This is a genomic window from Bradyrhizobium sp. MV1.5 (assembly GCF_055807615.1).
Genome location: NZ_JBVVPL010000021.1, coordinates 1 through 26873 on the forward strand (window position 1 = coordinate 1; position 26873 = coordinate 26873).

The window sequence follows — 26873 nt, forward strand, 5'->3', positions numbered from 1 at the left end:
GCCGATATGCCATCCCCAGATCCTCTTCAAACGTCTCTTAGAGAATCGCAGATTCGCGATTTACGCAAAGCTCTCGCAGGCGGGAGAGGGAGCGCACCGTCTTCCGGCATCACGTCAGTTGATCGAGCGGATCAAATCCTTGATCTTCTCGGCGTGCGGGCCGAGCTCCTTGGCGAGCTTGTCGAGATAGGGATCGGCGATCGCCGTGAAGGTCTTCTTGTCGACGTTGTCGACGATCTTCACGCCCATCTTCTTCAGCTTCTCTGCCGCGGTGCGTTCGAGGTCGAAGGCCTTCTGCGGCTCCTTGGAGCTGACCTCGTTGCCCGCCGCCTGCACCCAGCCTTTCTGTTCGGCCGACAGGCTCTGCCAGAGCTTATCGGAGATGAACACCAGCGCGTTGTTGGCCTCGTGCTCGGTGATGTTCAGGACCGGCGCGACCTCGTAGTGCTTGTTGACGAGGTAGACATTGATGCTGTTCTCGGCGACGTCGACGACGCCGGTCTGCAGGCTCGTGTAGACGCTGCCGAACGGCATGTGCACGGTCTGGGCGCCGTAGGCCGGGAACATGGTGTCCTCGGTCGCGGTCGCCTGCACCCGGATCTTCAGGCCCTTGATGTCGCCGACATTGTGGATCTCCTTCTTGGAGTACATGTGGCGCACGCCCTGCGAGCCGGTCGCGATCACATGCAGACCCTGCGTGGTCTCGTCGATCATGGTCTTGAGCGCTGCGAACACTTTTGGATCGGCCAGCCCCTTGACCACGTGGTTCTCGTCGCGGAAGAGGAAGTGCAACGACATCACGCCCGCTTGCGGCGAGATCGTCGCGGTGTTCGCCGAGGAGATGATCGCAAATTCGACGTCGCCCGCTTTCACGAGCTGAAGCACCTGCGGCTCCTGCCCGAGCTGCGCGCCCGGATATTGGTCGATGATCATGGTGCCTTTGCTCAATTCCTTGAGCTTGTCGGCAAAGAGGTCGCCCGCGATGGAATAGCCGGTGTTGCGCGGCTGGTCGTAGGCGAAGCGATAATGCTTCACCTCCTGTGCCGATGCGCTCGTTACGAAGAGAACAGCGGCCGTTGCCGCCAGCCGATGTAAGAATCTTGGCATGGATCGTGCGATCATCGTTTCCCCCTGTTTTAACGCCCGCCGCTTGTGCGGTCTGGGCTACGCTTCCGGGTGGTTGGTCACCCTCTCTTAGTTTTCTGCTCAGTCTTCTTCCCAGTCCTCTGCATAAAATCGAAATCGCAGCCCTCGTCGGCCTGCATGATGGTCTCGTTGAACAGCCAGGCATAGCCCCGCCGCGCCTCGTCGGGAGCGGCTGCCGGCTTCAATGAGGCATGGCGCCGTTCCAGCTCGGCCGCATCCACCAGAAGTTCGATGCTGCGCTTGGCGACGTCGAGGCGGATCATGTCGCCGTTCTTCACCAGCGCCAGTGGCCCGCCGACGGCGGATTCCGGCGTGATGTGCAGCACGATGGTGCCGAAAGCGGTGCCGCTCATGCGTGCGTCGGAAATGCGCACCATGTCCTTGGTGCCGGCGCGCGCGAGCTTCTTCGGGATCGGCAGATAGCCCGCCTCGGGCATGCCGGGCGCGCCCTTGGGGCCGGCGTTGCGCAGCACCAGCACGTCATCGGCGGTGACGTCGAGATCGGGATCGTCAACCCGCAGCGTCATATCCTCGACGGATTCGAACACCACGGCACGTCCGGTGTGCTGCAACAGTTTCGGGCTTGCAGCTGACTGCTTGATCACCGCGCCGCGCGGGGCGAGGTTACCGTGCAGCACGGCGAGGCCACCTTCCTTCTTGATCGGATTGTCGCGCGGGCGGATCACTTCCTGGCCGGGCACGTCTTCCGCGTTGACGACGACATCGCGCAGGCTCTCGCCGGTGATGGTCTTCGCATCGAGATCGACGAGGTCACCAAGCTGCGCCAGCAGTTTCGGCACGCCGCCGGCGTGATGGAAATGCTCCATGTAGTGCTCGCCCGACGGCTTGAGATCGATCAGCACCGGCACCTCGCGGCCGATCTGGTCGAACACTTCGAGATCGAGCCGGTGCGGCGAGCGATGGGCCATCGCGGTCAGATGGATCAGGCCGTTGGTCGAGCCGCCGATCGCCTGGAGCACGACCTGGGCATTCCTAAAAGATGCCGGCGTCAGCACCTCGCTCGGCTTCGGCCCCTTGGTCTTGGCCATCTCGGCGGCCACCCTGCCGCTCGCCTCGGCAAGCCGAAAGCGCTCCGCATGCGGCGCAGGAATCGTCGCGCTCATCGGCAGCGACAGGCCCATGGCCTCGATCATGCAAGCCATGGTGGAGGCGGTGCCCATCACCATGCAGGTACCGACAGACGGTGCGAGCCGGCCGTTGACCGCCTCGATCTCGACATCGTCCATTTCGCCGGCGCGATACTTGCCCCAGAGACGGCGGCAATCGGTGCAGGCGCCCAGCACCTCGCCCTTGTGATGACCAACCACCATGGGGCCAACGGGAATGACCACCGTCGGCAGATCGGCGCTGATTGCGGCCATCACCTGCGCCGGCAGTGTCTTGTCGCAGCCGCCGATGACGATCACCGAATCCATCGGCTGCGCGCGGATCATCTCCTCGGTGTCCATCGCCATCAGATTGCGCAGATACATCGAAGTCGGATGCGCAAAGCTCTCCGCGATCGAGATGGTCGGGAACACGAACGGCATCGCGCCCGACAGCATCACGCCGCGCTTGGCGGCCTCGATGATCTGCGGGACATTGCCGTGGCAAGGATTGTAGTCGCTGTATGTATTGGTGATGCCGACGATCGGGCGCTCCAGCGCGTCATCGGAATAGCCCATGGCCTTGATGAACGCCTTGCGCAGGAACAGCGAGAAGCCGGCATCGCCATAGCTCGTCAGCCCTTTGCGCAACCCACTCGTCATCATACCACTCCCATTATCGGGTCATTGTCGTACAGCCTGCCCCTTGATTGTCAATAAGACAGACGTCAAACCTGCTATTTTCCGGATCGGCGTACTGGTCGGCGAACGGATTATTGACAATCCGAGCCTTCCCTGCTCCACAGGACGGACCGGCCAGGCGCCGGGAGGCCGAGGGCATGTCCGACACTCACATCGCAGATGCCATGACGGTCCGGCGCGACGATCCGGACGACATCGTCGCGCGGCTCGAGGAGGACATCATCTTCGGCCGTCTCGCGCCCGGCGCGCGCCTCACGGAAGACGCGCTGATGTCGGCTTACGGCACCTCGCGCCACTTCGTGCGCCAGGCGCTGGTGGATGCGGAGCGCCGCGGCATCGTCCGCCGCGAAAAGAATGTCGGCGCCACCGTACGGTTCTATTCGGCCGAAGAGGTCCGGCAGATCTACGAGGTCCGGGAGATGCTGACCCGGCAGGCGGCGCTGATGATCCCCCTGCCCGCACAGCAAGGCCTGATCGACGAGCTCTCTGCATTGCAGCGGCAATATTGCGCGAGAGCGGATTTGCAGGACCTGCGCGGCATCCACGAAGCCAACGACGCCTTCCACCTCGCGCTGTTCTCGGCCTGCGGCAATCCCTATCTGGTGCGCTCGCTGCAGGACTACATGAACCTGACCCTGCCGATGCGCGCCAAGAATCTCGCTGACAGCGACGGGCTGGCACAATCGCGGCGCCAGCACGAGTTCATGATCGAGCTGTTGAAGGGCCGTGACAGCTGGGCGCTGGCCCAGCTCTGCGTCGATCATATGCAGTTCAGCAAGAAGGATTATCTGGCGCGGATTGCGGGCGGCGAGGTCGAACGTCGGGACGCGCCGAATAAGTGAAAGACGTCCACTTACACCGCTGAGATTCGTTCGGACAAAGCCGCGATTTCGGCTTCCGCCTCGCGTTCCGAACCCGATCTTGCACCTTTGGCCGAGACGGGTTTCAACTGTATGTTGGTAACAAACAGCTGGCGCACTGGTTGAGCCTCATGCCCATGATCGACCGTGCGGCGGCGGAGAGCTGCGAGAATATTGATGGTTGACCTGCCTAGCGCGCAGCCGCCGGAGAGAGGCCCGCCGGTCCAGGCGCTCTTGCACAGCTGCGATTGGACCAAGTCACCGCTCGGCCCACCGCAGGGGTGGTCACCGACGCTTCGGTCGGTCGTCAGTCTTGCGATGGACTCGAAATTTCCGATGTTCGTCGCTTGGGGCCCGGAACTCGGCTTCATTTACAACGACGCCTACGCTGAGATCCTCGCCGACAAGCATCCGGCCGCTTTCGGCGCTCGCTTCCATGACATTTGGGCCGAGATCTGGGACGATATCTCGCCCCTGATCCAAAAAGCCATGGCTGGCGAGGCAACTTGGCAGGAGAACCTGCCGCTCATCATGAACCGGCGCGGCTACGACGAGCAGACCTGGTTCACCTTCTCCTACTCGTCGGTCCGCGAGCCTGCGGGCGAAGTGATGGGTATGTTCTGCGCCGTCGCGGAGACCACCGGCCAGGTGCTTGCAGAAGCCACGCTGCGGGAAAGCGAAGCCAGGGCCGCGGCGATCACGAACTCCATCGACCAGATGATCTGGTCGACGCGACCTGATGGGTTCCACGACTTCTACAATCAGCGTTGGTACGAGTTCACCGGCGTACCGCAAGGTTCCACCGACGGCGAAGCTTGGAACGGAATGTTCCACCCCGAAGATCGAGAGGCCGCATGGTCCGCTTGGCGTCACTCCCTGGAAACCGGCGAACCGTATCAGATCGAGTATCGTCTCCGTCATCGATCCGGGCAGTACCGATGGGTGCTTGGACGTGCGCAGCCAGTGCGCGACGCAGATGGCGTGATCTTGCGATGGTACGGGACCTGTACAGACATCGAGGACATGGTCGCCGCTCGGGAGATCCTGGCCCGATCGCGCGAACAGCTCGAACGCCTTGTTCAAGAGCGCACGGAGGAGCGCAATCAGCTCTGGAGTGGTACCAACCTTTTGGTCGCGGTGGTTGCTTTCGACTCGACCATCCGAGAGGTCAATCCGGCCTGGCCAGCGCTGCTCGGCTGGTCGCAAGCTGAGATCGTGGGACGACCCTATACTCAGTTCATCCACCCCGACGACATCGAAGGATCGCGCCTCTGGGCCGACGAACTCGCGGCCAACGATGAATCCGGCGAATTCGAGAACCGTTACCTGTGCAAAGACGGAGCCTATCGTTGGATCGCCTGGTCGGTCACCGCCAGCAAGGGAGCTTTTCACTGTATCGGTCGTGACATCCATCGTCAGAAAGAGCAGGCCGAAGCTCTGAGGGCCGCCGAAGAGGCCCTCCGCCAAGCGCAAAAAATGGAAGCCGTCGGGCATCTCACGGGCGGCATCGCGCACGACTTCAACAACATGTTGTCGATCGTGATGGGCTCACTCGATCTTCTGAAGCGCCGAATGGTCGAGATCGACCCCCGCGCCAAGCGCTATCTCGAAGCTGCCATGGACGGGGCGCGCCGCGCTGCCTTGCTTACGCAGCGCCTCCTTGCGTTCTCCCGGCAACAGCCGTTGAAGCCCCAACCCATCGATATCAACAAGCTCGTCTCGGGGATGTCCGGGTTCATACGCGGCTCACTCGGCAGCGATGTCAGGTTAGAGACTGCGCTGGATTCAGACGTCTGGCGCATCTCAGCCGATGCAAACCAACTTGAAAATGTCCTCCTGAACCTTGCAGTGAATGCCCGCGACGCAATGCCGGAGGGCGGCCGGCTCACCATCGAAACTCACAACGCTGATTTGGACGACCGCTATCTGGCAAGCGAACCAGGCGTCCTGGCAGGGCAATATGTATTAATCGCGGTGACGGACACCGGCTCCGGCATGCCTGCGGACGTAATGGCCAAAGCCTTCGACCCCTTCTTCACCACCAAGGCTGTGGGCAAAGGCACCGGCCTAGGTCTCAGCCAGGTATACGGCTTCGTCAAACAGTCGGGCGGCCACGTCAAGATCTACTCGGAGCCCGGCGAAGGGACAACATTCAAGGTCTACCTACCGAGGCTCGTGGATGCGACCGAGCCCGTTTTCACGGAAAAAGCAGCCGCGTTCCTGCCTACCGACGACAATCACGAGCTTATACTGGTGGTCGAGGACGAGCCCGCAGTGCGCCAGTATAGTGTCGATGCATTGATTGAACTGGGCTACCGCGTGATGGAGGCAGAAAGCGCAGAAGCGGCGCTGCAGCTTTTGGACGAAAACCCGGACGTCAACCTGCTATTCACAGACATCGTCATGCCGGACATCAACGGGGCGAAGCTCTCTGAAGAAGCGCTTCGGCGCCGAGCGGATCTGAAGGTTCTTTTCACGACAGGCTATACGCCCAACGCGATGCTCCAAAATCGTGTGGCAAGACCCGGCGTGGCCGTGCTCAGCAAGCCTTTCACTGTCGAGGAACTCGCAGCGAAGGTGCGAGAGGTGCTGGACGTTTAGCCAGCGAGAGCGCACCGGTTCTGCGCAACGGGGTACGTTGCGCCCCGCCGTCATACGCAGATGTCGCTCCCACGGGCCCACTCTGGCGCCGATTCCCGTCAGGCCGCGGCAGGCCAGAACGCGCGTTCAATACCGTCTCAGCAGGCCGCGATCCACGCTGGTATCGCCATAGTCGGCGCAGGCTCTCTTCGGGTTTCTGATCAGATCGGTCCGGACGCGCCTGAACGTTTTGCCGGCCGCGTCGGACACTTCGGGGCGGAATTTACCGGGATCGGACCTCTCGCCATCGCGGGCCTTGATGGCCGCCGCATAGGCGTCGATCATCGCCATCGCGGCATCCGTGCTGCCGAGAAGCCGGGCGCCGAGTTGGACACTGCCGGCACCATTGACCTCGTAGCCGACGCATCGTTGTTCGAGCACCGCGGACGCGGTGACGATCTGGTCGAGAAACGTCGCCTCGGCGTCGCTGAGCATCGCGGCTCGCGCCGGTCCCGAGATGATCAACGGGAGCAGTACGACGGCTGGCAATTTGATTCTCATTGTCCTGACTCGCGCTGCCGCCGTTGAGCCGTGATCAAGGCACCGATTGCCGAATTGCGGTCGCAAAATCGAGAGCCAGACGGCCAGAGCAACGTTGATCTGGATCAATGGGCGGAACGGCCAAAGCGAGGCTCAGGCCTTTGCGTCGCTCGCCCTGTGTGAATCGAGGCACCGCGGCAGGACGGACACTAAAACTGTTTGTCAAGCCATCGAAATTTCGCAGCGCCGGAAATAAATACCGCCCGGGCTCCGGCGCCACGTCGCGCGTCCTCCTCCACCTCCCTCCCGAATGAAATGCCATGACCGAACAAACCCTGACCGAGCCGATCGCCGAGCCGCAACAGCTGTCCCGCGGCTTCGCGCGCTACCAGGCGATCCTCGTTGCGCTGCTGGCGTTGGTCCAGTTCACGATCATCATCGATTTCATGATCATGTCGCCGCTCGGCGCCATCATGATGCCGGCGCTTGATATTTCGGCCGCCCAGTTCGGGGTGGCCGTCTCGGCCTACGCATTCAGCGCGGGAATTTCCGGCATCCTGGCGGCCGGCTTCGCCGATCGGTTCGACCGCAAACGGCTGCTGTTGTTCTTCTACGCCGGCTTCACCCTTGGCACGATGCTGTGCGCGATCGCGCCCAACTATCATCTGTTGCTGCTGGGGCGGATCGTGACCGGCCTGTTCGGCGGCGTGATCGGCTCGGTCGTGCTCGCCATCATCACCGATCTGTTTACGCTGCAATTGCGCGGCCGCGTCATGGGTTTCGTGCAAACCGCCTTTGCCGCGAGCCAGGTGCTGGGTATCCCCGCCGGTCTTTTCCTCGCCAACCAGTGGAACTGGCACGTCGCGTTCGGCGCACTGGTCGGCCTGTCTGTCATCGGCATGGCCGCCGTGATGTTCCTGATGAAGCCGGTGAACGGCCATCTCGGGCTGAAGCAGGATCGAAACCCGTTCCGGCATCTGATCGCAACGGTTTCGCAGCCGCGCTATTGGATGGCGTTCTCGGTGACGACCCTGCTGGCGACCGGCGGCTACATGCTGATGCCGTTCGGCAGCGCCTACACCGTGCACAATCTCGGCATCGACATCGTGCATCTGCCGACGATCTATCTCGTCTCCGGCCTGTTCAGCATTGTCATCGGACCGCTGGTGGGACGGGCGAGCGATGCCTTCGGCAAATATCCCACCTTTGTCTTCGGCAGCGCCATGTCGATCGTCATGGTGCTGATCTACACCCACCTCGGCGAGGTGAGCCTGACGGTCGCGATCCTGGTCAACGTCCTGATGTTCGTCGGCATCTTCTCCCGCATGATCCCGTCGCAGGCGCTGATTTCCGCAATCCCCGAGCCGGCGCAACGCGGCTCCTTCAGCGCGGTCGGCGCGTCGCTGCAACAGCTCTCCGGCGGGCTCGGCTCCGTGCTCGCCGCCGCGCTGATCGCGCAGGATCCCGACGGTACGCTGCGGCATTTCGACCGGCTGGGATACGTCGTCGTGACGACGGCGGTGATTTCCCTGATCCTGATGTACTTTGTGCAGCGGCCCATCGCGGCCCAGGCCGGCAAGCGCGTGGTCTAGGGCGTCGATTCCGACGCCCTGGATTCGCGAATGCGCTCCTACCGCTTATTCCAATCGATGATGCGACTTGTGTCGCCGTCGAACTCGTTGCTGCAGAACGCGCCGCCCTGATAGTGATCGCCGATCGGATCGGGCTTCAGCTTGGCCTGCTCGGCCATCGCATGCGCCACGTGGTCCTCGGAGCGGCCCGTGGGACGGTAGCCGAACTCGTAGGCGCGGTGGTTGTCCCACCAGGCGCGCTCGTTGAGGGACACGCCGTAGAAGATCTCGAAATGAATGTCGGGATGCTCGAGCCCGATCTGGCAGAGCTGCACCAGGTCTTCCGGCTTCAGCCAGATCGAGATCCGGCGATGATCCAGCGGCACGTCGCCGAAATTACCAATGCGAAGGCAAGTCACCTTCAGGCCATGCTTGTCCGCATAGAGCGCCCCGACCGCTTCGCCGAACACCTTGCTGACGCCATAGCGGCCGTCGGGGCGCGGGGTCACGTCGGTGCCGATCTTGTGGTGGCGCGGATAGAATCCGACGGCATGGTTCGAGGAGGCGAACACCACGCGCTTGACGCCCTTGCGATACGCGGCCTCGAACAGATTGTAGCCGCCGATGATGTTGGCCTGGAGGATGTCGTTCCAGGGACCCTCGACCGAATAGCCGCCGAAATGGATGATGCCGTCGACGCCCTCGCAGATCGCCTCGCACTGCGCAAGGTCTGACAGGTCCGCCGCCTTGAATTGCTCGTTCGCGCCGAGATCGGCCGGCGGGCGGATATCAGAGAGCAGCAGGTCCGGATAGATCGGCGGCAACAGCTTTCGCAGACGCGTTCCAATTCCGCCCGAAGCTCCCGTCATCAAGATACGCGGCATGTCTTTCCTCGCCTTTGGCAACCAATTTGCGGTCACATGTCTCTAATGATAGCAGGATTGTCCAGAGGGAACGAAACGAGAGAACCGACATGAATGAGGCATCGTCCCATCCCCAGGAGCGGCCAGGCTGGCGGCCGGCGAGCTACTATCCCGATCCGGCGATAAAGGCACTCGATCCCCGCTTCGAAAAATACTGGCTAAAACTCTCGGCGGTGGAGCGGCTGACGACCGGCCTGCGCTGGGCAGAGGGTCCGGTGTGGTTCGGCGACGGGCGATATCTCCTGTGCAGCGACATTCCGAACCAGCGCATCATCAAATGGGAGGAGGAGACCGGCGCCGTCAGCGTGTTCCGCAAGCCTTCTGATTTCGCCAACGGCAACACCCGGGATCGCCAGGGCCGGCTCGTCACCTGCGAGCATGGCGGGCGCCGCGTGACCCGTACCGAATATGACGGCAGCATCACCGTGCTGATGGACTCGTTCGGCGGCAAGAAGCTCAACTCGCCAAACGACGTCGTGGTGAAATCCGATGGCGCGGTCTGGTTCACCGATCCCACTTTCGGCCTGCTCGGCAATTACGAGGGCTACAAGGCCGAGCCCGAGATCGAGCCGAACGTCTACAGGTTCGATCCCGCGACCGGCAAGGCGACCATCGTTGCCGAAGGCGTGCTCGGCCCCAACGGGCTGTGCTTCTCGCCGGACGAGAAAATCCTCTACGTCGTGGAATCGCGCGGCGTGCCGAACCGCAAGATCCTCGCCTATGACGTCTCGCCCGATGGCACCACGATCTCGAACAAGCGCGTCCACATCGACGCAGGTCCGGGCACGCCGGACGGCATGCGCTGCGACATCGACGGCAATCTCTGGTGCGGCTGGGGCATGGGCGATCCCGAGCTCGACGGGGTCGTGGTGTTCGCGCCCGACGGCGTCATGATCGGCCGCATCGCACTGCCCGAGCGCTGCGCCAACCTCTGCTTCGGCGGCGTCAAGCGCAACCGCCTGTTCATGGCCGCAAGCCAGTCGATCTACGCGTTGTATGTGAATACGCAAGGCGCGCTCGGGGGGTAGTTTCCCCGCCGTCTTTCTGAGCCCGTAGCCCGGATGGAGCGAAGCGCAATCCGGGACAGTCCCCGCATTCCGCTTCGCTCCATGCGGGCTACGAAAAAACAAAGACGCCGGAGCGGTTGCCCGCTCCGGCGCTTTGTTGGTTCAGGCGCTAACGCTTACGCCGCGTTGAAGCCGGCAACCGCCTTCACTTCGAGGAAGTCCTCGAGGCCGTACTTGCCCCACTCGCGGCCGTTGCCGGACTGCTTGTAGCCGCCGAACGGCGCGGAGCGGTCGTTGGGCACGCCCTGCAGGTTGACGTTGCCGGCGCGGATCTGGCGGCCGACACGCTTGGCGTCCTCGACGGACGCACCCGTGACGTAGCCGGCAAGCCCATAGGGCGTGTCGTTGGCGATGTGCACCGCTTCGGCTTCGTCCTTGGCGCCGATGATGGTCAGCACCGGTCCGAAGATCTCTTCACGCGCAATCGTCATGTCGGGGGTGACGTCGGCGAAGATGGTCGGACGGACATAGAAGCCCTTGTTGACGCCTTCGGGCAGGCCCGGACCGCCGGCAACCAGCGTTGCGCCCTCGTCGATGCCCTTCTTGATCAGACCCTGGATCTTGTCCCACTGGCCGCGGTTGACCACGGGACCGATGGTGGTGCCTTCGGCGCGCGGATCGCCCGCCTTGGTCTTGTCGGCGACGGCCTTCGCGATTGCGGCAACTTCCTTCATCTTCGCGGCAGGCACGATCATGCGCGAGGGCGCGTTGCAGGACTGGCCGGAGTTGTTGAACATGTGCATCACGCCGCCGGTCACCGCCTTCGTGAGATCGGCGCCTTCGAGAATGACGTTCGGCGATTTGCCGCCGAGCTCCTGGCTGACGCGCTTCACGGTCGGTGCCGCACGCTTGGCGACGTCGATGCCGGCGCGGGTCGAGCCGGTGAAGGAGATCATGTCGATATCGGGGTGCTCGCTCATGGCGGCGCCGACCTCGGGGCCGAGACCGTTGACGAGGTTGAACACGCCCTTCGGCACGCCGGCTTCATGGAGGATTTCCGCGAAGATCAGCGCCGAGGTCGGGGTGAACTCCGACGGCTTCAGGATCATGGTGCAGCCGGCGGCGAGCGCAGGCGCGACCTTGCAGGCGATCTGGTTGAGCGGCCAGTTCCAGGGCGTGATCATGCCGACCACGCCGACCGGCTCGCGCAGCACCATGGCGGTGCCGACCGGTTCCTCGAAATGATAGTTCTTGAGCACGTCGAGCGTGGTCATGAGGTGACCAAGACCGGCGCCGGCCTGCAGCTTTTCGGCCATCGGCAGCGGCGCGCCCATTTCGTCGGAGACGGCGGCACCGATCTCCTTGAGGCGACCCTTGTAGATCTCGATGACTTTGGTGAGCAGCGCGACGCGCTCGTCACGGCTGGTCTGGGAGAATGTCACGAACGCGCGCTTGGCGGCGGCGACAGCTTTATCAACGTCGGCCTTGGAGCCCAGCGCAACCTCGTACATCGCCTCTTCCGTCGCCGGATTGACCACGGCGGTGGACTTCTTGACGGCGGGATCTACCCAGGCGCCGTCGATGTAGAACTGCATGCGATTGACCATTGTGAACCTCTTCTTGGGGGTTTGGGGGGCGTTTCGGCAGGCATCCTTGCACGAAAGCGCCGGCAATTGAACCCGCCATATGCGGGGCCAGCATTGCGGCGGACCGAGGTTATATGAGCCGATGGCGGGAGCGAGGCAAGGTGGCCATGGACGTCGTCCTGGCGAAAGCCAGGACCCATTACCACCGTCACCGGTTGGTTTGCTCAGGCATCTACCGCCCTGCGCCGACAATCACCGCCGCGGCGTATGGGTCCTGGCCTTCGCCAGGACGACGACGGAGACTTACACCGCCATTTTCCGATGCAACACCGGCGCGCCGGTGGTGAGGCTTTCGGCCGCATCGATGATGGCGTTGGCGTCGATGCCGTGGTGGCGGTACAGGTCGGCGATGGTGCCGGTCTGACCGAACTGCTCGACGCCGAGCGCCTCGACGCGATGGCCGCGGACGCTGCCGAGCCAGCCGAGAGCCGCCGGATGACCGTCGATCACGGTCACGATGCCGCAGTCGCGCGGCAGCGGCGCGAGCAGTTTTTCGATGTGGCTGAGATGCTGCACGCCCCTCCGATCACGGCGCAATTTCCGTGCGGCGGTCCACCCCGCATGCAGACGATCCGCGGACGTGATCGCGAGCAGACCGATGTCGCGCCGGCTCTCGCCGATGAAGCCGGTCGCTTCGATCGCTTCCGGCGCAACTGCGCCGGTATAGGCGATAATGAGTTCGGCATTGGGGCCCGGCTTGCGCAGCCAATAGGCGCCGTCGGTGATGCCCTGTGCAAGCTCGGGCGTCATGATCCGCTGCGCCTGCTCGATGCTCCGCGTCGAGAGCCGCAAATAGACCGAGCCGCCCTCGCCCGGATCGCGCTGCATGTGATTGAAGCCCCACCCCATGATCACGGCGAGTTCGTCGACGAAGGCCGGCTCGAACGAGGCGAGGCCGTCCTGCGCCATGCCGATCAAAGGGGTCGCGATCGACTGATGCGCGCCGCCTTCGGGCGCGAGCGTGATACCTGATGGGGTCGCCGCCACCATGAAGCGGGCATCCTGGTAACAGGCATAATTCAGCGCATCGAGACCGCGCTCGATGAAGGGATCGTAGAGCGTGCCGACCGGCAGCAGCCGCTCGCCGTTGATCTGGTGCGACAGGCCGAGGGCCGAGAGCATGATGAACAGGTTCATCTCGGCGATGCCGAGTTCGAGATGCTGACCCTTGGGCGAGAAATCCCAGTTGAAGGTGGATGGAATTTTCTCGCTGCGGAATAAGTCCGCCTTCTCGCCGCGCGCAAACAGGCCGCGCCGGTTCACCCACGGACCGAGATTGGTCGAGACGGTGACGTCAGGCGATGTTGTGACGATGCGCTGTGCGAGCTCGCTGTCGCCGCGCGCGATCTCGTTCAGCACCAGCCCAAAGCCCTGCTGGGTCGACATCTGCGGCGCCGGCTTGAAGGCGAGCTGCGACGGCACCTCGATCACAGGCGCGGTGAGCCGGCGGCCGTCCTGGTTGAACGGCACGCCCGCGAGGAAGGCATCGAGCTCGGCGGCACTTTGGGCGAGACCCTCGTATCTGTCCCATTCGTGTCCGGGCCGGATGTTCTGGCTGTCGCGATATTTCTCCATCTGCGCGATCGTCATCAGACCGGCGTGATTGTCCTTGTGGCCCTGGAACGGCAGGCCGACGCCCTTGATGGTGTAGGCGATGAAGCAGACCGGGCGATCGTGATCGATGGATTCGAAGGCGTCCAGCATGCTCGCCATGTCGTGGCCGCCGAGGTTCGACATCAGCGCCAGTAGCTCGTCGTCGCTGCGCCTGTCGATCAGTTTGGTGATGGGGCCCTGATCGCCGATCTCGTCGTGGAGGTGTTTGCGGAATGCCGCGCCGCCCTGGAAACACAAGGCGGCGTAGAGCGCGTTCGGGCAATTGTCGATCCAGCGCTTCAGCGCCTCGCCGCCAGCTTCCGCAAAGGCCTCGCGCATCAGGCGGCCATATTTCACGATCACCACGTCCCAGCCGAAATTGCGGAATACGGTCTCGAACTTTTCCCAGAGACCTTCGCGGACGACGGCATCGAGCGACTGCCTGTTGTAGTCGACCACCCACCAGGTGTTGCGCAGGCCGTGCTTCCAGCCTTCCGCCAGCGCCTCGAAAATGTTGCCCTCGTCCATCTCGGCGTCGCCGACCAGGGCAATCATCCGCCCCTCGCGGCGATCCTTCATCCAGCCATGCGCCTTGACGTAGTCCTGCACCAGCGAGGCGAACAGCGTCTGCGCAACGCCGAGGCCGACCGAGCCGGTGGAGAAATCGACGTCGTCGACGTCCTTGGTGCGCGAAGGATAGGACTGCGCGCCCTTGAAGCCACGAAAATTCTCCAGCTTCTCGCGGCTCTGCCGGCCGAACAGATATTGGATGGCGTGGAACACCGGGCTCGCATGCGGCTTCACCGCGACGCGATCTTCGGGTTTCAGCACGTGGAAATACAGCGCCGACATGATGGTGGCGAGCGAGGCCGACGAGGCCTGATGTCCGCCGACCTTCAGGCCGTCCGTGTTCGCGCGAACGTGGTTGGCGTGATGGATGGTCCATGACGACAGCCACAGCGCCTTGCGGGCGAGCGCGGTCAATCTGTCGAGGCGGGCGGTATCAACGGGCATGGCAATGCTCCCGGAAACAGGTGCCCGATGATACCCCTGCGGGGAGCGCCGAACTTCTCAATTTTTGGCGCAATACCAACTAATGTTGGGATAGATTACCAAGTAATCGCCAAAAACGACAGGTTGATCCCAATGCCAGACCTCGACGCCATCGACCGCAAAGTCCTCGCTCTGCTCCAGAACGACAGCCGGCTGACCATGCAGGAGCTGGCCGACAAGGTCGGGCTGTCAGTGTCGCCCTGCCATCGCCGCGTCAAGCTGCTGGAGGAGCGCGGCGTGATCTCGCGCTACATCGCGACCGTCGACCAGAAGGCGCTGGGGCTGCATGTCAGCGTCTTCATCTCGATCAAGCTGGCGCGGCAGAAGGAGGAGGACCTCAACCGCTTCGCGCGCGCGATCTCGAAATGGGACGAGGTGCTGGAATGCTATCTGATGACCGGCAACCGCGACTATCTCTTGCGCGTCGTCGCAGCCGACCTCGCCTCCTACGAGACTTTCCTGAAGACCAAGCTGACCCGGCTCGATGGCATCGCATCGATCGAGTCCAGCTTTGCGCTCAGCCAGGTGAAATATTCGATCGCGCTGCCGGTGTGACGGCCCCGCCGGGCTATTTCGGAACCGGTGTCACATGGACGCAATAAACCCCGCCGATGGTCGCGGGCGACAGGTACCCTGCCGAAAGAAGGACCCATGACCGCATCCGACCGCACCCCTGAAATGGCCAAACGCGAGCGCATCATCCGGGAAATGACCGACGATCTCGACGAAGAGCTGGAACTCGAGCTCGACGACTCCAGATTCGACGAACTGCTGGACGAGACCGACGCGCTCCGACCGACGGTGGATCGCAGGCTCTATTTCCGTGAGCTGCTCCGCCTTCAGGGCGAGCTGGTCAAGCTCCAGGACTGGGTGCAGAGCGAGAAGAAGAAGGTCGTGGTGCTGTTCGAGGGCCGCGACTCCGCCGGCAAGGGCGGCGTGATCAAGCGCATCACCCAGCGCCTCAATCCCCGCATCTGCCGTGTCGCCGCGCTTCCGGCACCGAGCGAGCGCGAGCGCACGCAATGGTATTTCCAACGCTATGTCTCGCACCTGCCGGCCGGCGGCGAAATGGTGCTGTTCGATCGCAGCTGGTACAACCGCGCCGGCGTCGAGCGCGTGATGGGATTCTGCACGGACGAGCAATACCAGGAGTTCTTCCAGTCGGTGCCGGAATTCGAGCGGATGCTGATCCGCTCCGGCACCATCCTGATCAAATACTGGTTCTCTATCACCGACGACGAACAGCAGTTCCGCTTCACCATGCGCATCAAGGATCCGCTCAAGCAGTGGAAGCTGAGCCCGATGGACGTCGAGGCGCGCAGCCGCTGGGAGGCGTACACCAAGGCCAAGGAGACGATGCTGGAGTACACGCATCTGCCGGATTCGCCGTGGTGGATCGTCGATGCCGTGGACAAGAAGCGCGCCCGGCTCAACTGCATCTCGCATTTGCTCAGCCAGATCCCCTACCAGGAGGTCTCGCGCGCGCCTGTGGTGCTGCCGCCGCGCGTCCGCAACCCCGACTATCACCGCGGACCGATTCCGGCGGAGATGCACGTGCCTTCGAAGTATTGACGAAGGTGAACGAGCGCGGCCTGCGTGGTTCGAGACGCCCGCTTCGCGGGCTCCTCACCACGAGGGTCTAGCATTTCGCCGCATGTCAGGACCTCATCCTGAGGGCCCGCCGCAGGCGGACGTCTCGAAGGATGGCCGCAGAGAGATGTTCAACCAGCCTTCACCGCCATGGCTGCACGATGATCTTGGTGTGCGCTTCGGGATTGGCGAGATCGACGAAAGCCTTTGCGACGCCGTCGATGCCGACTTCCGCCGTCACCATCGCCGCCGCATCCACCTGCCCTTCCGAGATCAAGCGCAGCGAGGCTGCGAACTCGTCCGGCGTGTAGCCCAGCACGTACTGGACGTTGAGCTCCTTCATGATGCCTAGCATGGGCTCGCTTGTGTCGGTCTCCATGCAGACGCCGACCACGACGATCCTGGCATCGCGTGGTGCGCCCTCGAACACCTGCTGCAACAGCCCGGGCACGCCGACGCATTCGAAGATGATCGCGGGCTTCAGCGCGGGCAGCATCGCCTGGAACGGCGGCCGCGCCGCCTTCTCCGCATCCGACATCTGCGCATGCTCGGCCCAGGTCGCATGGGGCTGCGACACCCTGGGATCCACGACGATATCGGCGCCGAGTTTTGCCGCAAGCGCGCGCCGCGCCGGCGAATAGTCGGCCGCGACAATCGGATGCAGGCCCTTGAGCTTCAGCGCCGCAATCACCGCCAGTCCGACCGGGCCGCAGCCGATCACGAGCGGCACTTCGCCGCCTCGGATGTTGGCCTTGGCGACCGCGTGAACGCCGACCGCGAGCGGTTCGGTGAGCGCGGCATGCTCCGGCGCCAGACCGTTGGGCACCTCGAGCAGCAGCGCTTCGCTCAACAGCATCGCCTCGGCATAGCCGCCGACATTGTCATTGGAATAGCCGATGCCCTCGATGCCCTGCGACGTCACGAGGGCCGGCAGCGAACAGACGCGCGTGCCCGGCTTGAGCTTGCGCACGGTCCCCGGGCCGTAATCGACGATCTCGCAGCAGAACTCGTGGCCGAACACGACGTCGCGGGCGAGGTCCATCGGCTTGCGTCCGGTCTTCCGCGCCATCTCCACCATGCGGTGGGCGTGCTGGCGCGCGTGCAGGTCGGAGCCGCAGATGCCGCAGGCGAGCGTCTTGACCAGCACCTGGCCGGAGCCCGGCTTTGGCTCCGCCATCCGGTCGACGACAATCTCGCCGTTCCTGAAAATCGCAGCGCGCATCCGGCTCCTCCCGTCTTATTGGAGCCGTTGATAGCACGAAGCGGACGCGCGATCTTGCGTCAGGGGTTCGGGGACCGCTCTTCCAGGATCAGGAGCTGGGCGCGGCGGATGCGCTCGCGATGGGCGATGTAGAGCCCGCTGGCGACGATGAAGGCCGCGCCGGTGACGGTCCAGACATCAGGCACTTCGCCGAACAGGAAGAAGCCGAGAATGCTCACCCACAGCAGCTGGGTGTAGGAAAACGGCGCCAGCACCGAGGCATCGCCGTAGCGATAGGCCAGTACGATGATCCACTGGCCGACGGTGGAGGCGACGCCGATCACGATGCCAAGCCCAATCGCGGTCCAGGTCGGCGTCACCCAGACGAACGGTACCATCAGAGAGAGGATCGCAACGCCCGTCAGCGCCGAATAGGCCATCGTGGTGAGGACAGCTTCACGCCCGCTCATCATGCGCGTCAGGATCAGCGCCGCAGCCCAGCAGAACGCCGAGACGATCGGAAAGAACGCGGCGGCGTGAAACGCGCTGGAGCCCGGGCGCAGGATGATCAGCACGCCGGTCAAGCCGATCGCGGTCGCGATCCAGCGGCGCATGCCGACCTTCTCGCTCAGGAAGACGATCGAGAGCGCGGTGACGAACAGTGGCGAGACGAAGCCGGTCGCGGACGCTTCCGCGATCGGCAGGAAGCTCAGGCCGGTGATGAAGAACAGCGAAGAGCCGAGCAATGCCGCGCCGCGCATCAGCTGCAGGCCGAGGCGCTCGGTGCGCATGGCATGAAGCGGCGAGCCCGGCAGCATCACCGGCGTGAACATCAGCGCAAACGTCACGAAGCGGATCCAGGTGATTTCGATCGACGGCAGGCTCGACGACAGATATTTCGCGGTGACATCGGAGCAGCCGAGAAAGATCGTCGACAGCAGCACCAGCGCGATGCCCTTGAAGGGATGATCGACGCGCGCCGGCGCACGGCGCGCCTGCGGCTTCTTTTCCGGCATGGACATGGGAATACTGTCGAGCCTTGCGGCTGCGGCGGGCGGCGGGGTCACGGCTGGAACCTAGGAATGCGAATCGGGAATGAGCGTAAAAAACGATAATTGCGCCGCTTTCACAACTTCCGAAAACAGGATGCCGATATGCGCTCACGTCCGCGCGCGTCAAGACTCCATTAATAACAGGCGTTTGTGCACTACAGCATGGGCAGGCCGCGCGGCTTCGGACCGCGCGGAAACGCCGCATCGAGCGCCGCAATCTCATCTTTCGTCAGCACGAGATCGCCGGCCGCGGCGTTTTCGCCGGCATGTTCCGCGGACGACGCCTTCGGGATGGCGAACACCGTAGTCGCACGGGTGAGAAAGCTCAGTGCGACCTGGCGCGGCGTCGCGCGCCGCGTCTCCGCGATGCGCGCCAGTACTGCGCCGCCCTTGCTGTTGCTCGCAGGGAAATCGTCGTGGCCGAACGGCGAATAGGCGACCACGGCGACACCATGCTGTTCGCACCACGGGATCACCGCGTGCTCAATCGCGCGTTCCTTCAGATGATAGAGCACCTGATTGCAGGCGATGCGGCCTTCGCCGGCAGCGTCGAGCATCTCGTCGAGATCATCGGCATCGAAATTGGAAACGCCCCAGGATTTGATCTTGCCGGCCTTCACCAGTTCCTCGAACGCGGCGACGGTGTCCTCCAGCGGATAGGAGCCGCGCCAATGCAGCAGATAGCAATCGAGCCGATCAGTTTTCAGCCGCTTCAGCGAGCGCTCACAGGCGGTGATGGTTCCGCGGCGCGAGGCGTTGCTCGGAAGCACCTTGGACACCAGGAACACCTCATCGCGTCGTCCCGCGATCGCATCGGCAATGACGAGCTCGGCATCGCCATACATCTCGGCGGTGTCGATGTGGGTCATGCCGAGGTCGAGGCCGCGCTGCAGCGCCGCGACCGCGCGCTTGCGATCGCCATGGTCGAGATACCAGGTGCCCTGCCCGATGACGGAGACGCTGCCGCCGGTTTGGCCGAAGGGTTTTGTGTTCATATTTGCTCCGATACCGCTCGTTCGCTCAGGCAACCGCCATCGAGCTCAAGAGTTCAATACGCCGATGTCAGCGACCAATACGCTACCGGTTGCGGACTCCGTGATGTAGAGCCGATCTTTGTTCGCACCACCGATGGCAACATTGGTGCAATTCGGCCCTGCACACGACTTGACCCGCGCTATCAATTCGCCATTGGGCGCGAACACGAAGACATGGCCGAGCGAGGCGTGGCCGACGAACAGGCGACCCTTGGCATCCATGGTCATGCCATCGGGGCCGCTGGTACCGAACAGCGAGCAGAAGCGGCCGACCTTCGACACGCTGCCGTCCTTCATGAACGGCAACCGCCACACCGCGTTGTCGCGCGTCATCGCGACGAACAGCACGGTCTCGGTTGGATCGAGCACCAGACCATTCGGACTGATGCCGGTGTTAACAAGGCAATCCAACCGGCCACTTTGCGTCAGGCGAAAGACGCGGCCGCTGGGGTCATGCAGGCCGGTCTGTCCCTGGTCGGTGAAATAGATGTCGCCGTTGGAAGCGAGATGCAAATCGTTGCAGCCGCGGAATGATTCCGAATTGCGCGCGGTCAGAACAGGCTTGATGCGTCCTGCCTCGGCGTCGAACTCCATGATGCCGTGCCTGTAGTCGGCGACCAGGACGCGGCCGTCCGCCGCAACCTTCAGTCCGTTCGGCCAACCCTCATATTCAATCGCCAGCGACCACTCGCCGTCGGGCGCAATGCGGAAGATGCGGCCGAAGGGAATATCGACGATGTAGAGATTGCCGTCCTTGTCGAACGACGGCCCTTCGATGAAGGAATCCGTCGGCACACCCGGCCGGTTGGCATCGGCCCAATCCGTTCGCTCGCCTTTGCGGCGGAATTTGTCGGGCATGGCGGAAAAGAGCCTGGTCTCGATCAGGCGCGGCGGCGTTTCCAGGTACATCATTGTTGTTATCTTTGTTGAACTGGCGGAATGCGCGGCAGCATAGGGCACAACGGGGCGTGCGTCGATTGGGGTGGAGGCATGGCTGCGCGGAGGGATGGCCTGCGCCTGGACGGTCATTAGGCTCCGTCATCCTGAGGTGCGAGGCATATGATGCGGACGCATCGTATGCAGAGCCTCGAAGGATGAACGGCCCCGATGCAGCCGGGCCGCCGTCCTTCGAGGCCTCCGCTTCGCTCCGGCGCCTCAGGATGACGGTGATAGATTGTCGCAAGCGGGCACGAGAGAAGGCAGAGCCGGACCTACCCCGCGGCGCCCGCGACCTTCGCCTGCTTCACTGGAGCCACCTCCGTCGTCGCGATCAGGCGCTTCAGCTCGGGGATGCAGGAGCCGCAATTGGTGCCGGCCTTCAGCTTTGCGCCGATCTCGGCCGCTGTGCGCGCACCTGCGGCGATGGTGTCGCAGATGGTGCCGCGGCCGACGCCGAAGCAGGCACAGACGACAGGGCCGGTCGAGGCCGCGCCCTCGCTCGACTTGCCGGACAACAGCATGCGGCGCTGCTCGTCGGTGACATGGTCGGCCACGAACAGGCTCTTCACCACGTCCCAGTCCCCGGCATCATGCGCGGGGCCGACGAACAGGCAGGTTTCGATGCGGTCGCCGGTAAACGACGCCGCGCGATAAACGCCACCGCCGAAGTCGCGATAGTCGGCGACGTCCTCGCCGGCGACGCTCTCGAGCCAGGCCGGCCAGCGCGACAGATCCGCATTGTCGGCGAAGAGGTAGCCGAAGCCGCCGGTAACAGTGACTCGGGTCCACATCAGGTTCGGCGGCAGCTCCAGCTGCTTGCGCGACAACGCAAAGCCGCGGAAGACGTATTCATAAGGCGCGATCGCAGCCGGTGTCGCCTTGGACTCCGGCTGTCCCGAGAACGGATCGGTGAACGGTGCGACCAGCGCCCCGACGCGACCGTGCGAGGCGTTCATCGCACTCCAGTGGATCGGCGCGAATAGCGTGCCGCGCTGCTGACGGTCGCTGACGACGACCTTGAGGGTGCACAGGCCGTAATCGGTGGTGACGCGGGCATAGCCGTCATGGACGATGTTGTATTTGTTCGCGTCATCGGGATGAATCTCGACGAACGGCTCTGGAAGATGCGCGCCGAGCCGCTGGCTGAGACCCGTACGGGTCATGGTGTGCCACTGGTCCCGAATGCGTCCGGTGTTGAGCCGCAGCGGCCGCGACGGTCCTGTCTCGCCGCGCAGCGCAGGCACTTCCAGCGCGACGAAGCGGCCCTTGCCGTCATTGGTGAAGAAGCCGCCGGCCGCGAAGAAGCGCTCGCCGGGCGCCACGCCTTCGCGCGCGGGCCACTGCACGGGCTTCAACGCATCGAAGGCTTCGTCGGACAGCGATGTCAGCGCGCCGATATCGAAGTCGCGGCTGCCATCGTTCTCGAACGCCGAGAGCGCGGCGTGCTCGCGAAAGATGTCGGCTGCGGATTTGTAATTAAAACTGTCGCCGAAGCCGAGGCGCTTTGCGGTTTCGCTCAGGATCCACCAGTCCGGCCGCGCCTCGCCAGGCGCCGGCAGGAACGAGCGCTGGCGCGAGATGCGTCGCTCGGAATTGGTCACGGTGCCCGACTTCTCCCCCCAGGCGAGCGCGGGCAGCAGCACGTGCGGGCCGGCATCGACCGTGTCGTTGGAGAGCACGTTCTCGGAGACCACGAACAGCTCGAGCTTCTTCAGCGCCTCGCGCACGAAGTCCGCGTCGGGCAGCGACACCGCGGGGTTGGTGCCCATCACCCACAAGGCCTTGACCTCGCCGCGGTTGATGGCTTCGAACAGCTGCACTGCCTTCAACCCTTCATGGGTCGCGATACGCGGCGCCTTCCAGAACCGCCGCACACGATCGATGTCCGGCGGCGTGAAGTTCATGTGTGCGGCGAGCTGGTTGGCGAGGCCGCCGACCTCGCGGCCGCCCATCGCGTTGGGCTGGCCGGTGAGCGAGAACGGCGAGGCGCCGGGCTTGCCGATGCGGCCCGTGGCGAGATGGCAGTTCAGGATCGCATTGACCTTGTCGGTGCCCTGCGCCGACTGGTTGACACCTTGCGAGTACAGCGTGACGACGCGGGGCGTGTCACGGAACATCTTGAAGAAGGTGGCAACGTCCAGCTCGGAAAGACCGGTCGCCAGTGCGGTGGCGGTGACGCTGCCCGCGATGCTGCGTGCGCGCGCCAGCGCGCCGTCAAAGCCCGACGTGTTTTGCCCGATGTAGTCCTGATCCAGGGCACCATTGTCGGCGAGGTGAACGAACAGGCCGGAGAACAGCGCCGTGTCGGTGCCGGGCTTGAGGCCCAGGAACAGATCGACGTCGGTCGCGGTGTCGGTGCGGCGCGGATCGATCACGATCATGCGCGCGCCGCGTTCCTGCCGGTTCTTCAGCATGCGCTGAAACAGCACGGGATGGCACCATGCGGCGTTCGAGCCGACAAAGACGAGCAAATCGGCCCGGTCGAGATCCTCGTAGCAGCCGGGTACGGCGTCGGCGCCGAAGGCGCGACGGTGACCGGCGACCGAGGACGACATGCATAGCCGCGAATTGGTGTCGACGTTCGCCGTGCCGACAAAGCCCTTCATCAGCTTGTTGGCGACGTAATAATCCTCGGTCAGGAGCTGGCCGGAGAGATAGAATGCGACCGCGTCGGCGCCGTCGCGCGCGACGATGTGTTGCATGCGGTGGGCGACGTGATCGAGCGCATCGCTCCAGGCGACGCGTTCGAGCACGCCCTTGCAGCGGATCATCGGATAGAGCAGCCGGCTTTCCAGCCCGACGGTCTCGCCGAGCGCCGAGCCCTTGGAGCACAGCCGGCCGAAATTGGCAGGATGATCGGGATCGCCGGCGATGGCCGCGCCGCCCTTGCCGTCCGGCGTCGCCAGCACGCCGCAGCCGACGCCGCAATACGGACAGGTCGTCTTGGTGGCGCGGAGCGTGGGATCGATCGCCGTCATATCAAGCCGCCTCTATCAAGCCGCTTTGGAGGGACCCGCGAGCGCGCGGCCAAACATCATGTCGGCGCGGATCGCCGCCACCTTTTCGCGGTTGCGGATCAGTTCGAGATACCAGAGCGCATCGACGGTATCGCCAATCAGCAGGGCGCCGGTGAGCCGGCCCTCGGCGATGACGAGCTTCTTGTAGGTGCCGCGCCTGCGGTCTGACAGCACGAGGCTCTCGCTGCCCTCCCCGCCCATGAAGTCGCCGGCGGAGAATACGCTGACCCCCGACACTTTCAGATTGGTCGAGACCACGCTGCCCTGATAGGCCGCGGGACGGCCGGAGAGATGCCGCGCCAGCACGCGCGCCTGCTCGTAGGCAGGTTCGACCAGGCCGTAGCAGGTTCCGCGATGCTCGGCGCACTCGCCGAGCGCGTAGATATCGGGTGACGCCGTCTGCATCTCGTCGTTGACGACGATGCCGCGGTTGACTGCGATGCCGGCGTCTTTTGCGAGCGCAATGTTGGGCCTGATGCCGGCAGCGAAGATCACCGCATCGGCCTCGATGCGGCTGCCGTCGGCAAGCTCGACCGCTTCGACATGGCCCTCGCCATGGATGCGGGCTGTGGATGCATTGAGCAGGATGCGAATGCCCTTGCGCTCGACCAGCGTCTTGAGCAGGTCGGCGGCGGGGGCATCGAGCTGGCGCTCCATCAGCCGGTCCATCAGGTGCAGCAGCGTCACGGGCGCTCCGGCCTTGGCGAGGCCATAAGCCGCTTCAAGACCGAGCAGACCGCCGCCGACCACGACCACGCGTTTCTTAGCTGCGGCAAGGGTCAGCAGCAGATCGACGTCGCGGGTGTCGCGAAAGGTGTGCACGCCGGCGAGATCGGCGCCCGGCACGTTGAGCCGCAGCGGCGTCGAGCCGACAGCGAGCACGAGCTTGGAATATTCCATGCTCTCTTCGCCTTCGATCTTGAGCTCGCGTCGGCCGGTGTCGATCTCGGTGACGCGATAGCCGTAGCGCACCGTGACGCCGCGATGGCGCCACCAGTCGGCGGGCCGGAGCTCGATCTCGTGCGAGCCGGTCTCGCCGGCCAGCACCGAGGAGAGCAGAACGCGGTTGTAAGCGAGCCGCGGCTCTTCGCCGATCACAGCGACCGCGTAGCGGCCGAGCGAGGTCTTGGCGAGCTCGTCGACCAGACGCGCGGCCGCCATACCGTTACCGACGATGACCAGCGGTTCACTCACAACGCATCTCCTATTCAGCGGCCTGCGGCTGTGCGCCGTAGGCCTCCGAAATCATGTAGCCGGACAACACGCCGTAGGCGTCGGTCCAGGCGGTGGCGAGTTCGGGCGTCCAGGCCTCGCCGAGCCCCTTCTCCAGGGTCCACAGCAAGGTCGCGCCGACCACGGGGTAGTGCTCGGCCTTGGCGCCGTAGCCGACGTGACGCTTCGCAAGCGCCGAGGCCGCCGGAAGAATCGAGTCCAGGTTCGACAGACCGCCGACGACGGCAGCGAGCATGCCCATCAGCTTCTTGCGCTGCTCGGTCATGTCCTCGGGGAACATCGCGCGCACGGACGGCGCGACCTCGAACAGGCGATCGTAGAACAGCACCGCGGCCTGCGCGGAAATCGGCGCGACCTTGGCAAAGCTCTGCTGGACGAGGGTGATCTGTTCTGGCGTCATGATGTTCTCCTGCCTGTTGGGTTTGCCTTGGTGCGCGCCATTGCGAACCAGGTTCATCTTCAAACTGTCGGGCAATGCTTCTCCCCGCGTACGGGGAGAAGCGAGATTCGTACCAAGTGTTAAACTCGCGCGCCGGCGAGGCCTGACGCGCCTTCACCCTGCGGGCTGCGACGCAGATAGAACCACCAGGTCAGCGCGAGACAGGAGGCGTAGAAGCCGAGATAGATCGCGAGCGCGAGCTGCGGTCCGCCGGTCAGCGCGATCGACTTGCCGAACCCGGTCGGGATCAGATAGCCGCCGACGGCGCCGACCGCTCCGATGAAGCCGACCGCAGCACCGCTCTCGATGCTCGCCGTCTTCAAGGCGACCGCGCGCTCCGCAGCGCCCTTGCCGCGCACCCTGAACAAATTCTGCTCGCGGAAGATCGAGGGGATCATGCGGTAGGTCGAGCCGTTGCCGATTCCCGTCGTCACGAACAGGACCAGGAACATCGAGAGGAAGCCGATGAAATCCTTGTGCCCGACGAAGTAGAGCACGCCGATCGTGGCGCCTGCCATCACGATGAAATTCCAGAACGTGATCACCGAGCCGCCGATCCTGTCGGCAAGCCAGCCGCCGAGCGGCCGCGACAACGAGCCGACCAGCGGTCCCAGGAACGCGATCCCGATCGTGACTTGCGGGAACTGGGTCTTGATCAGCAGCGGAAATGCAGCCGAGTAGCCGATGAAGGAGCCGAACGTGCCGATATAGAGATACGCCATGATCCAGGTGTGCTTGCGCTTGACCACGGCGAGCTGGTTCTTGATCGACGACTTGGCCGTGGTCAGGTTGTTCATGAAGAACACTGCGCCGAACACCGCGATCGCGATCGGCAGCACCCACATCAGGCCGGCGTTTTGCAGGAAAACACCGTCGACAGGCGTTGCCTGGAACAGGTTGATGACGGCGAGCGCCATCAGGATCGGGGTCAGGAGTTGCACGCTGGAGACGCCGATATTGCCGCCGGCCGCATTCAGTCCGAGCGCCCAGCCCTTCATCCGGTCCGGGAAGAAGAACGAGATGTTGGTCATGCTGGACGCAAAATTGCCGCCGCCTAGGCCGGCGGTCGAGGCAATCAGCAGCATCAGCCAGAACGGCGTGTCGGGCTGGCCGACGAAATATGCCAGCGAGAGCGTCGGAATGAACAGGATCGCCGCACTGAAGATGGTCCAATTGCGACCGCCGAAGGTCGTCACCGCGAAGGTGTAGGGAAAGCGCATCAACGCGCCGATCAGCCCGGGCACCGCGACGAGCTGGAACAGCTGGTCGGTGGTGTAGTGGAAGCCCGCCTGCGGCAGCTTGGTGGTGACGATGCTCCAGATCAGCCAGACCGAGAAGCCGATATGTTCGGCCACGATCGACCAGATCAGGTTGCGTCCCGCGATAGTTTTGCCAGTCGCATTCCAGAACGCCTCATCTTCGGGACGCCAGTCCGAAATCCAAGTCTGATTACCAGTCGGACTCTTGCTCATTGCAAATCCCTTCCAGGCTCACCGCTGCGTCGTTGCAGGCTCAGCCTCCGGCCACGGAGGCGCGCTCCGAGGCTTCACCCCCGGTGGCGAGTTATGATGCTGATTGATGATGTTGAGGGACGTCGTCGTTGGCGTCGCGATTGGTGTTTCAATTTCCGTGCCAACTGCC

The 26873-nt window shown here is 63.8% G+C and carries 20 protein-coding genes; 6 read left to right on the forward strand and 14 right to left on the reverse strand.

Translation table 11 applies throughout. The features are described 5' to 3' along the window. Positions 1 to 114: 114 nt before the first annotated feature. Together AC0L2J_RS20150 and AC0L2J_RS20155 are read right to left on the reverse strand one after the other, a co-directional pair. Positions 115 to 1122: a TRAP transporter substrate-binding protein gene (locus AC0L2J_RS20150; RefSeq protein ID WP_063993223.1), complete on the reverse strand. Its 1008-nt coding sequence runs from the start codon at positions 1120 to 1122 to the stop codon at positions 115 to 117. A 62-nt stretch (positions 1123 to 1184) separates the two neighbouring features. Next, complete coding sequence (locus AC0L2J_RS20155; RefSeq protein WP_473393474.1) at positions 1185 to 2915, reverse strand: IlvD/Edd family dehydratase; 1731 nt, start codon at positions 2913 to 2915, stop codon at positions 1185 to 1187. Between the two features lie 176 nt (positions 2916 to 3091). Between AC0L2J_RS20155 and AC0L2J_RS20160 the strand changes: the two genes are divergently transcribed. Next, a complete protein-coding gene (locus AC0L2J_RS20160; RefSeq protein WP_063993224.1) occupies positions 3092 to 3796 on the forward strand; it encodes a GntR family transcriptional regulator in 705 nt (234 codons plus the stop codon). Between the two features lie 354 nt (positions 3797 to 4150). Beyond that, the gene (locus AC0L2J_RS20165; RefSeq protein WP_473393477.1) at positions 4151 to 6415 is read left to right on the forward strand and encodes a PAS domain-containing protein; all 2265 of its coding nucleotides are present in this window, start codon (positions 4151 to 4153) and stop codon (positions 6413 to 6415) included. Positions 6416 to 6541: 126 nt separating this feature from the next. Here the strand turns inward: AC0L2J_RS20165 and AC0L2J_RS20170 are convergent, their stop codons facing one another. Beyond that, on the reverse strand, positions 6542 to 6955 hold the full coding sequence (locus tag AC0L2J_RS20170) for a hypothetical protein (RefSeq protein ID WP_473393692.1): 414 nt from the start codon (positions 6953 to 6955) through the stop codon (positions 6542 to 6544). A gap of 299 nt (positions 6956 to 7254) precedes the next feature. Here AC0L2J_RS20170 and AC0L2J_RS20175 point away from each other — a divergent pair, with 299 nt between their 5' ends. Beyond that, positions 7255 to 8526: an MFS transporter gene (locus AC0L2J_RS20175; protein WP_473393480.1), complete on the forward strand. Its 1272-nt coding sequence runs from the start codon at positions 7255 to 7257 to the stop codon at positions 8524 to 8526. A gap of 38 nt (positions 8527 to 8564) precedes the next feature. Here AC0L2J_RS20175 and AC0L2J_RS20180 read toward each other — a convergent pair whose 3' ends face one another. After that, the gene (locus tag AC0L2J_RS20180) at positions 8565 to 9389 is read right to left on the reverse strand and encodes an NAD-dependent epimerase/dehydratase family protein (protein ID WP_007607787.1); all 825 of its coding nucleotides are present in this window, start codon (positions 9387 to 9389) and stop codon (positions 8565 to 8567) included. 89 nt (positions 9390 to 9478) lie between these two features. Here AC0L2J_RS20180 and AC0L2J_RS20185 point away from each other — a divergent pair, with 89 nt between their 5' ends. After that, positions 9479 to 10456: an SMP-30/gluconolactonase/LRE family protein gene (locus tag AC0L2J_RS20185; protein ID WP_473393482.1), complete on the forward strand. Its 978-nt coding sequence runs from the start codon at positions 9479 to 9481 to the stop codon at positions 10454 to 10456. 155 nt (positions 10457 to 10611) lie between these two features. On the opposite strand, the gene AC0L2J_RS20190 is transcribed toward AC0L2J_RS20185, so the two are convergent. Together AC0L2J_RS20190 and AC0L2J_RS20195 are read right to left on the reverse strand one after the other, a co-directional pair. Beyond that, on the reverse strand, positions 10612 to 12042 hold the full coding sequence (locus tag AC0L2J_RS20190; RefSeq protein ID WP_007607780.1) for an aldehyde dehydrogenase family protein: 1431 nt from the start codon (positions 12040 to 12042) through the stop codon (positions 10612 to 10614). A gap of 282 nt (positions 12043 to 12324) precedes the next feature. Next, positions 12325 to 14688: a transketolase gene (locus AC0L2J_RS20195; RefSeq protein ID WP_473393486.1), complete on the reverse strand. Its 2364-nt coding sequence runs from the start codon at positions 14686 to 14688 to the stop codon at positions 12325 to 12327. A gap of 132 nt (positions 14689 to 14820) precedes the next feature. Between AC0L2J_RS20195 and AC0L2J_RS20200 the strand changes: the two genes are divergently transcribed. Both AC0L2J_RS20200 and ppk2 read left to right on the forward strand, forming a co-directional pair. After that, positions 14821 to 15282, forward strand: a complete 462-nt coding sequence (locus AC0L2J_RS20200) for an Lrp/AsnC family transcriptional regulator (RefSeq protein ID WP_473393489.1) — start codon at positions 14821 to 14823, stop codon at positions 15280 to 15282. Positions 15283 to 15378: 96 nt separating this feature from the next. Further along, positions 15379 to 16299 (forward strand): polyphosphate kinase 2, encoded by a 921-nt coding sequence (gene ppk2, locus AC0L2J_RS20205; RefSeq protein ID WP_007607776.1) that lies wholly within the window; start codon positions 15379 to 15381, stop codon positions 16297 to 16299. Between the two features lie 160 nt (positions 16300 to 16459). On the opposite strand, the gene AC0L2J_RS20210 is transcribed toward ppk2, so the two are convergent. The 8 genes from AC0L2J_RS20210 to AC0L2J_RS20245 form a co-directional block, all read right to left on the reverse strand. Continuing rightward, entirely contained in the window at positions 16460 to 17539 is a 1080-nt protein-coding gene (locus AC0L2J_RS20210; protein WP_473393494.1) for a zinc-binding dehydrogenase, read from the reverse strand. Positions 17540 to 17598: 59 nt separating this feature from the next. Further along, positions 17599 to 18540 carry a DMT family transporter gene (locus AC0L2J_RS20215; RefSeq protein WP_473247616.1) on the reverse strand — a complete coding sequence of 314 codons (942 nt, stop codon included), beginning with the start codon at positions 18538 to 18540 and terminating at the stop codon, positions 17599 to 17601. A 185-nt stretch (positions 18541 to 18725) separates the two neighbouring features. Further along, positions 18726 to 19565 carry an aldo/keto reductase gene (locus tag AC0L2J_RS20220; RefSeq protein ID WP_473393498.1) on the reverse strand — a complete coding sequence of 280 codons (840 nt, stop codon included), beginning with the start codon at positions 19563 to 19565 and terminating at the stop codon, positions 18726 to 18728. 45 nt (positions 19566 to 19610) lie between these two features. Then, entirely contained in the window at positions 19611 to 20513 is a 903-nt protein-coding gene (locus AC0L2J_RS20225; protein ID WP_473393696.1) for an SMP-30/gluconolactonase/LRE family protein, read from the reverse strand. Between the two features lie 302 nt (positions 20514 to 20815). Beyond that, the gene (locus AC0L2J_RS20230) at positions 20816 to 23521 is read right to left on the reverse strand and encodes a nitrate reductase (RefSeq protein ID WP_473393501.1); all 2706 of its coding nucleotides are present in this window, start codon (positions 23519 to 23521) and stop codon (positions 20816 to 20818) included. 15 nt (positions 23522 to 23536) lie between these two features. Next, complete coding sequence (locus AC0L2J_RS20235; protein WP_084777320.1) at positions 23537 to 24754, reverse strand: NAD(P)/FAD-dependent oxidoreductase; 1218 nt, start codon at positions 24752 to 24754, stop codon at positions 23537 to 23539. Positions 24755 to 24764: 10 nt separating this feature from the next. Then, on the reverse strand, positions 24765 to 25193 hold the full coding sequence (locus AC0L2J_RS20240; RefSeq protein ID WP_007593949.1) for a globin family protein: 429 nt from the start codon (positions 25191 to 25193) through the stop codon (positions 24765 to 24767). 119 nt (positions 25194 to 25312) lie between these two features. Continuing rightward, on the reverse strand, positions 25313 to 26704 hold the full coding sequence (locus tag AC0L2J_RS20245; RefSeq protein WP_473393505.1) for an MFS transporter: 1392 nt from the start codon (positions 26702 to 26704) through the stop codon (positions 25313 to 25315). Between the last annotated feature and the right edge of the window lie 169 nt (positions 26705 to 26873).

Coding starts and splice junctions, on each gene's coding strand:
- AC0L2J_RS20150 (WP_063993223.1), bottom strand. CDS start 1,122: ATGATCGCACGATCCATGCCAAGATTCTTACATCGGCTGGCGGCAACG.
- AC0L2J_RS20155 (WP_473393474.1), bottom strand. CDS start 2,915: ATGACGAGTGGGTTGCGCAAAGGGCTGACGAGCTATGGCGATGCCGGC.
- AC0L2J_RS20160 (WP_063993224.1), top strand. CDS start 3,092: ATGTCCGACACTCACATCGCAGATGCCATGACGGTCCGGCGCGACGAT.
- AC0L2J_RS20165 (WP_473393477.1), top strand. CDS start 4,151: ATGTTCGTCGCTTGGGGCCCGGAACTCGGCTTCATTTACAACGACGCC.
- AC0L2J_RS20170 (WP_473393692.1), bottom strand. CDS start 6,955: ATGAGAATCAAATTGCCAGCCGTCGTACTGCTCCCGTTGATCATCTCG.
- AC0L2J_RS20175 (WP_473393480.1), top strand. CDS start 7,255: ATGACCGAACAAACCCTGACCGAGCCGATCGCCGAGCCGCAACAGCTG.
- AC0L2J_RS20180 (WP_007607787.1), bottom strand. CDS start 9,389: ATGCCGCGTATCTTGATGACGGGAGCTTCGGGCGGAATTGGAACGCGT.
- AC0L2J_RS20185 (WP_473393482.1), top strand. CDS start 9,479: ATGAATGAGGCATCGTCCCATCCCCAGGAGCGGCCAGGCTGGCGGCCG.
- AC0L2J_RS20190 (WP_007607780.1), bottom strand. CDS start 12,042: ATGGTCAATCGCATGCAGTTCTACATCGACGGCGCCTGGGTAGATCCC.
- AC0L2J_RS20195 (WP_473393486.1), bottom strand. CDS start 14,688: ATGCCCGTTGATACCGCCCGCCTCGACAGATTGACCGCGCTCGCCCGC.
- AC0L2J_RS20200 (WP_473393489.1), top strand. CDS start 14,821: ATGCCAGACCTCGACGCCATCGACCGCAAAGTCCTCGCTCTGCTCCAG.
- ppk2 (WP_007607776.1), top strand. CDS start 15,379: ATGACCGCATCCGACCGCACCCCTGAAATGGCCAAACGCGAGCGCATC.
- AC0L2J_RS20210 (WP_473393494.1), bottom strand. CDS start 17,539: ATGCGCGCTGCGATTTTCAGGAACGGCGAGATTGTCGTCGACCGGATG.
- AC0L2J_RS20215 (WP_473247616.1), bottom strand. CDS start 18,540: ATGTCCATGCCGGAAAAGAAGCCGCAGGCGCGCCGTGCGCCGGCGCGC.
- AC0L2J_RS20220 (WP_473393498.1), bottom strand. CDS start 19,565: ATGAACACAAAACCCTTCGGCCAAACCGGCGGCAGCGTCTCCGTCATC.
- AC0L2J_RS20225 (WP_473393696.1), bottom strand. CDS start 20,513: ATGTACCTGGAAACGCCGCCGCGCCTGATCGAGACCAGGCTCTTTTCC.
- AC0L2J_RS20230 (WP_473393501.1), bottom strand. CDS start 23,521: ATGACGGCGATCGATCCCACGCTCCGCGCCACCAAGACGACCTGTCCG.
- AC0L2J_RS20240 (WP_007593949.1), bottom strand. CDS start 25,193: ATGACGCCAGAACAGATCACCCTCGTCCAGCAGAGCTTTGCCAAGGTC.
- AC0L2J_RS20245 (WP_473393505.1), bottom strand. CDS start 26,704: ATGAGCAAGAGTCCGACTGGTAATCAGACTTGGATTTCGGACTGGCGT.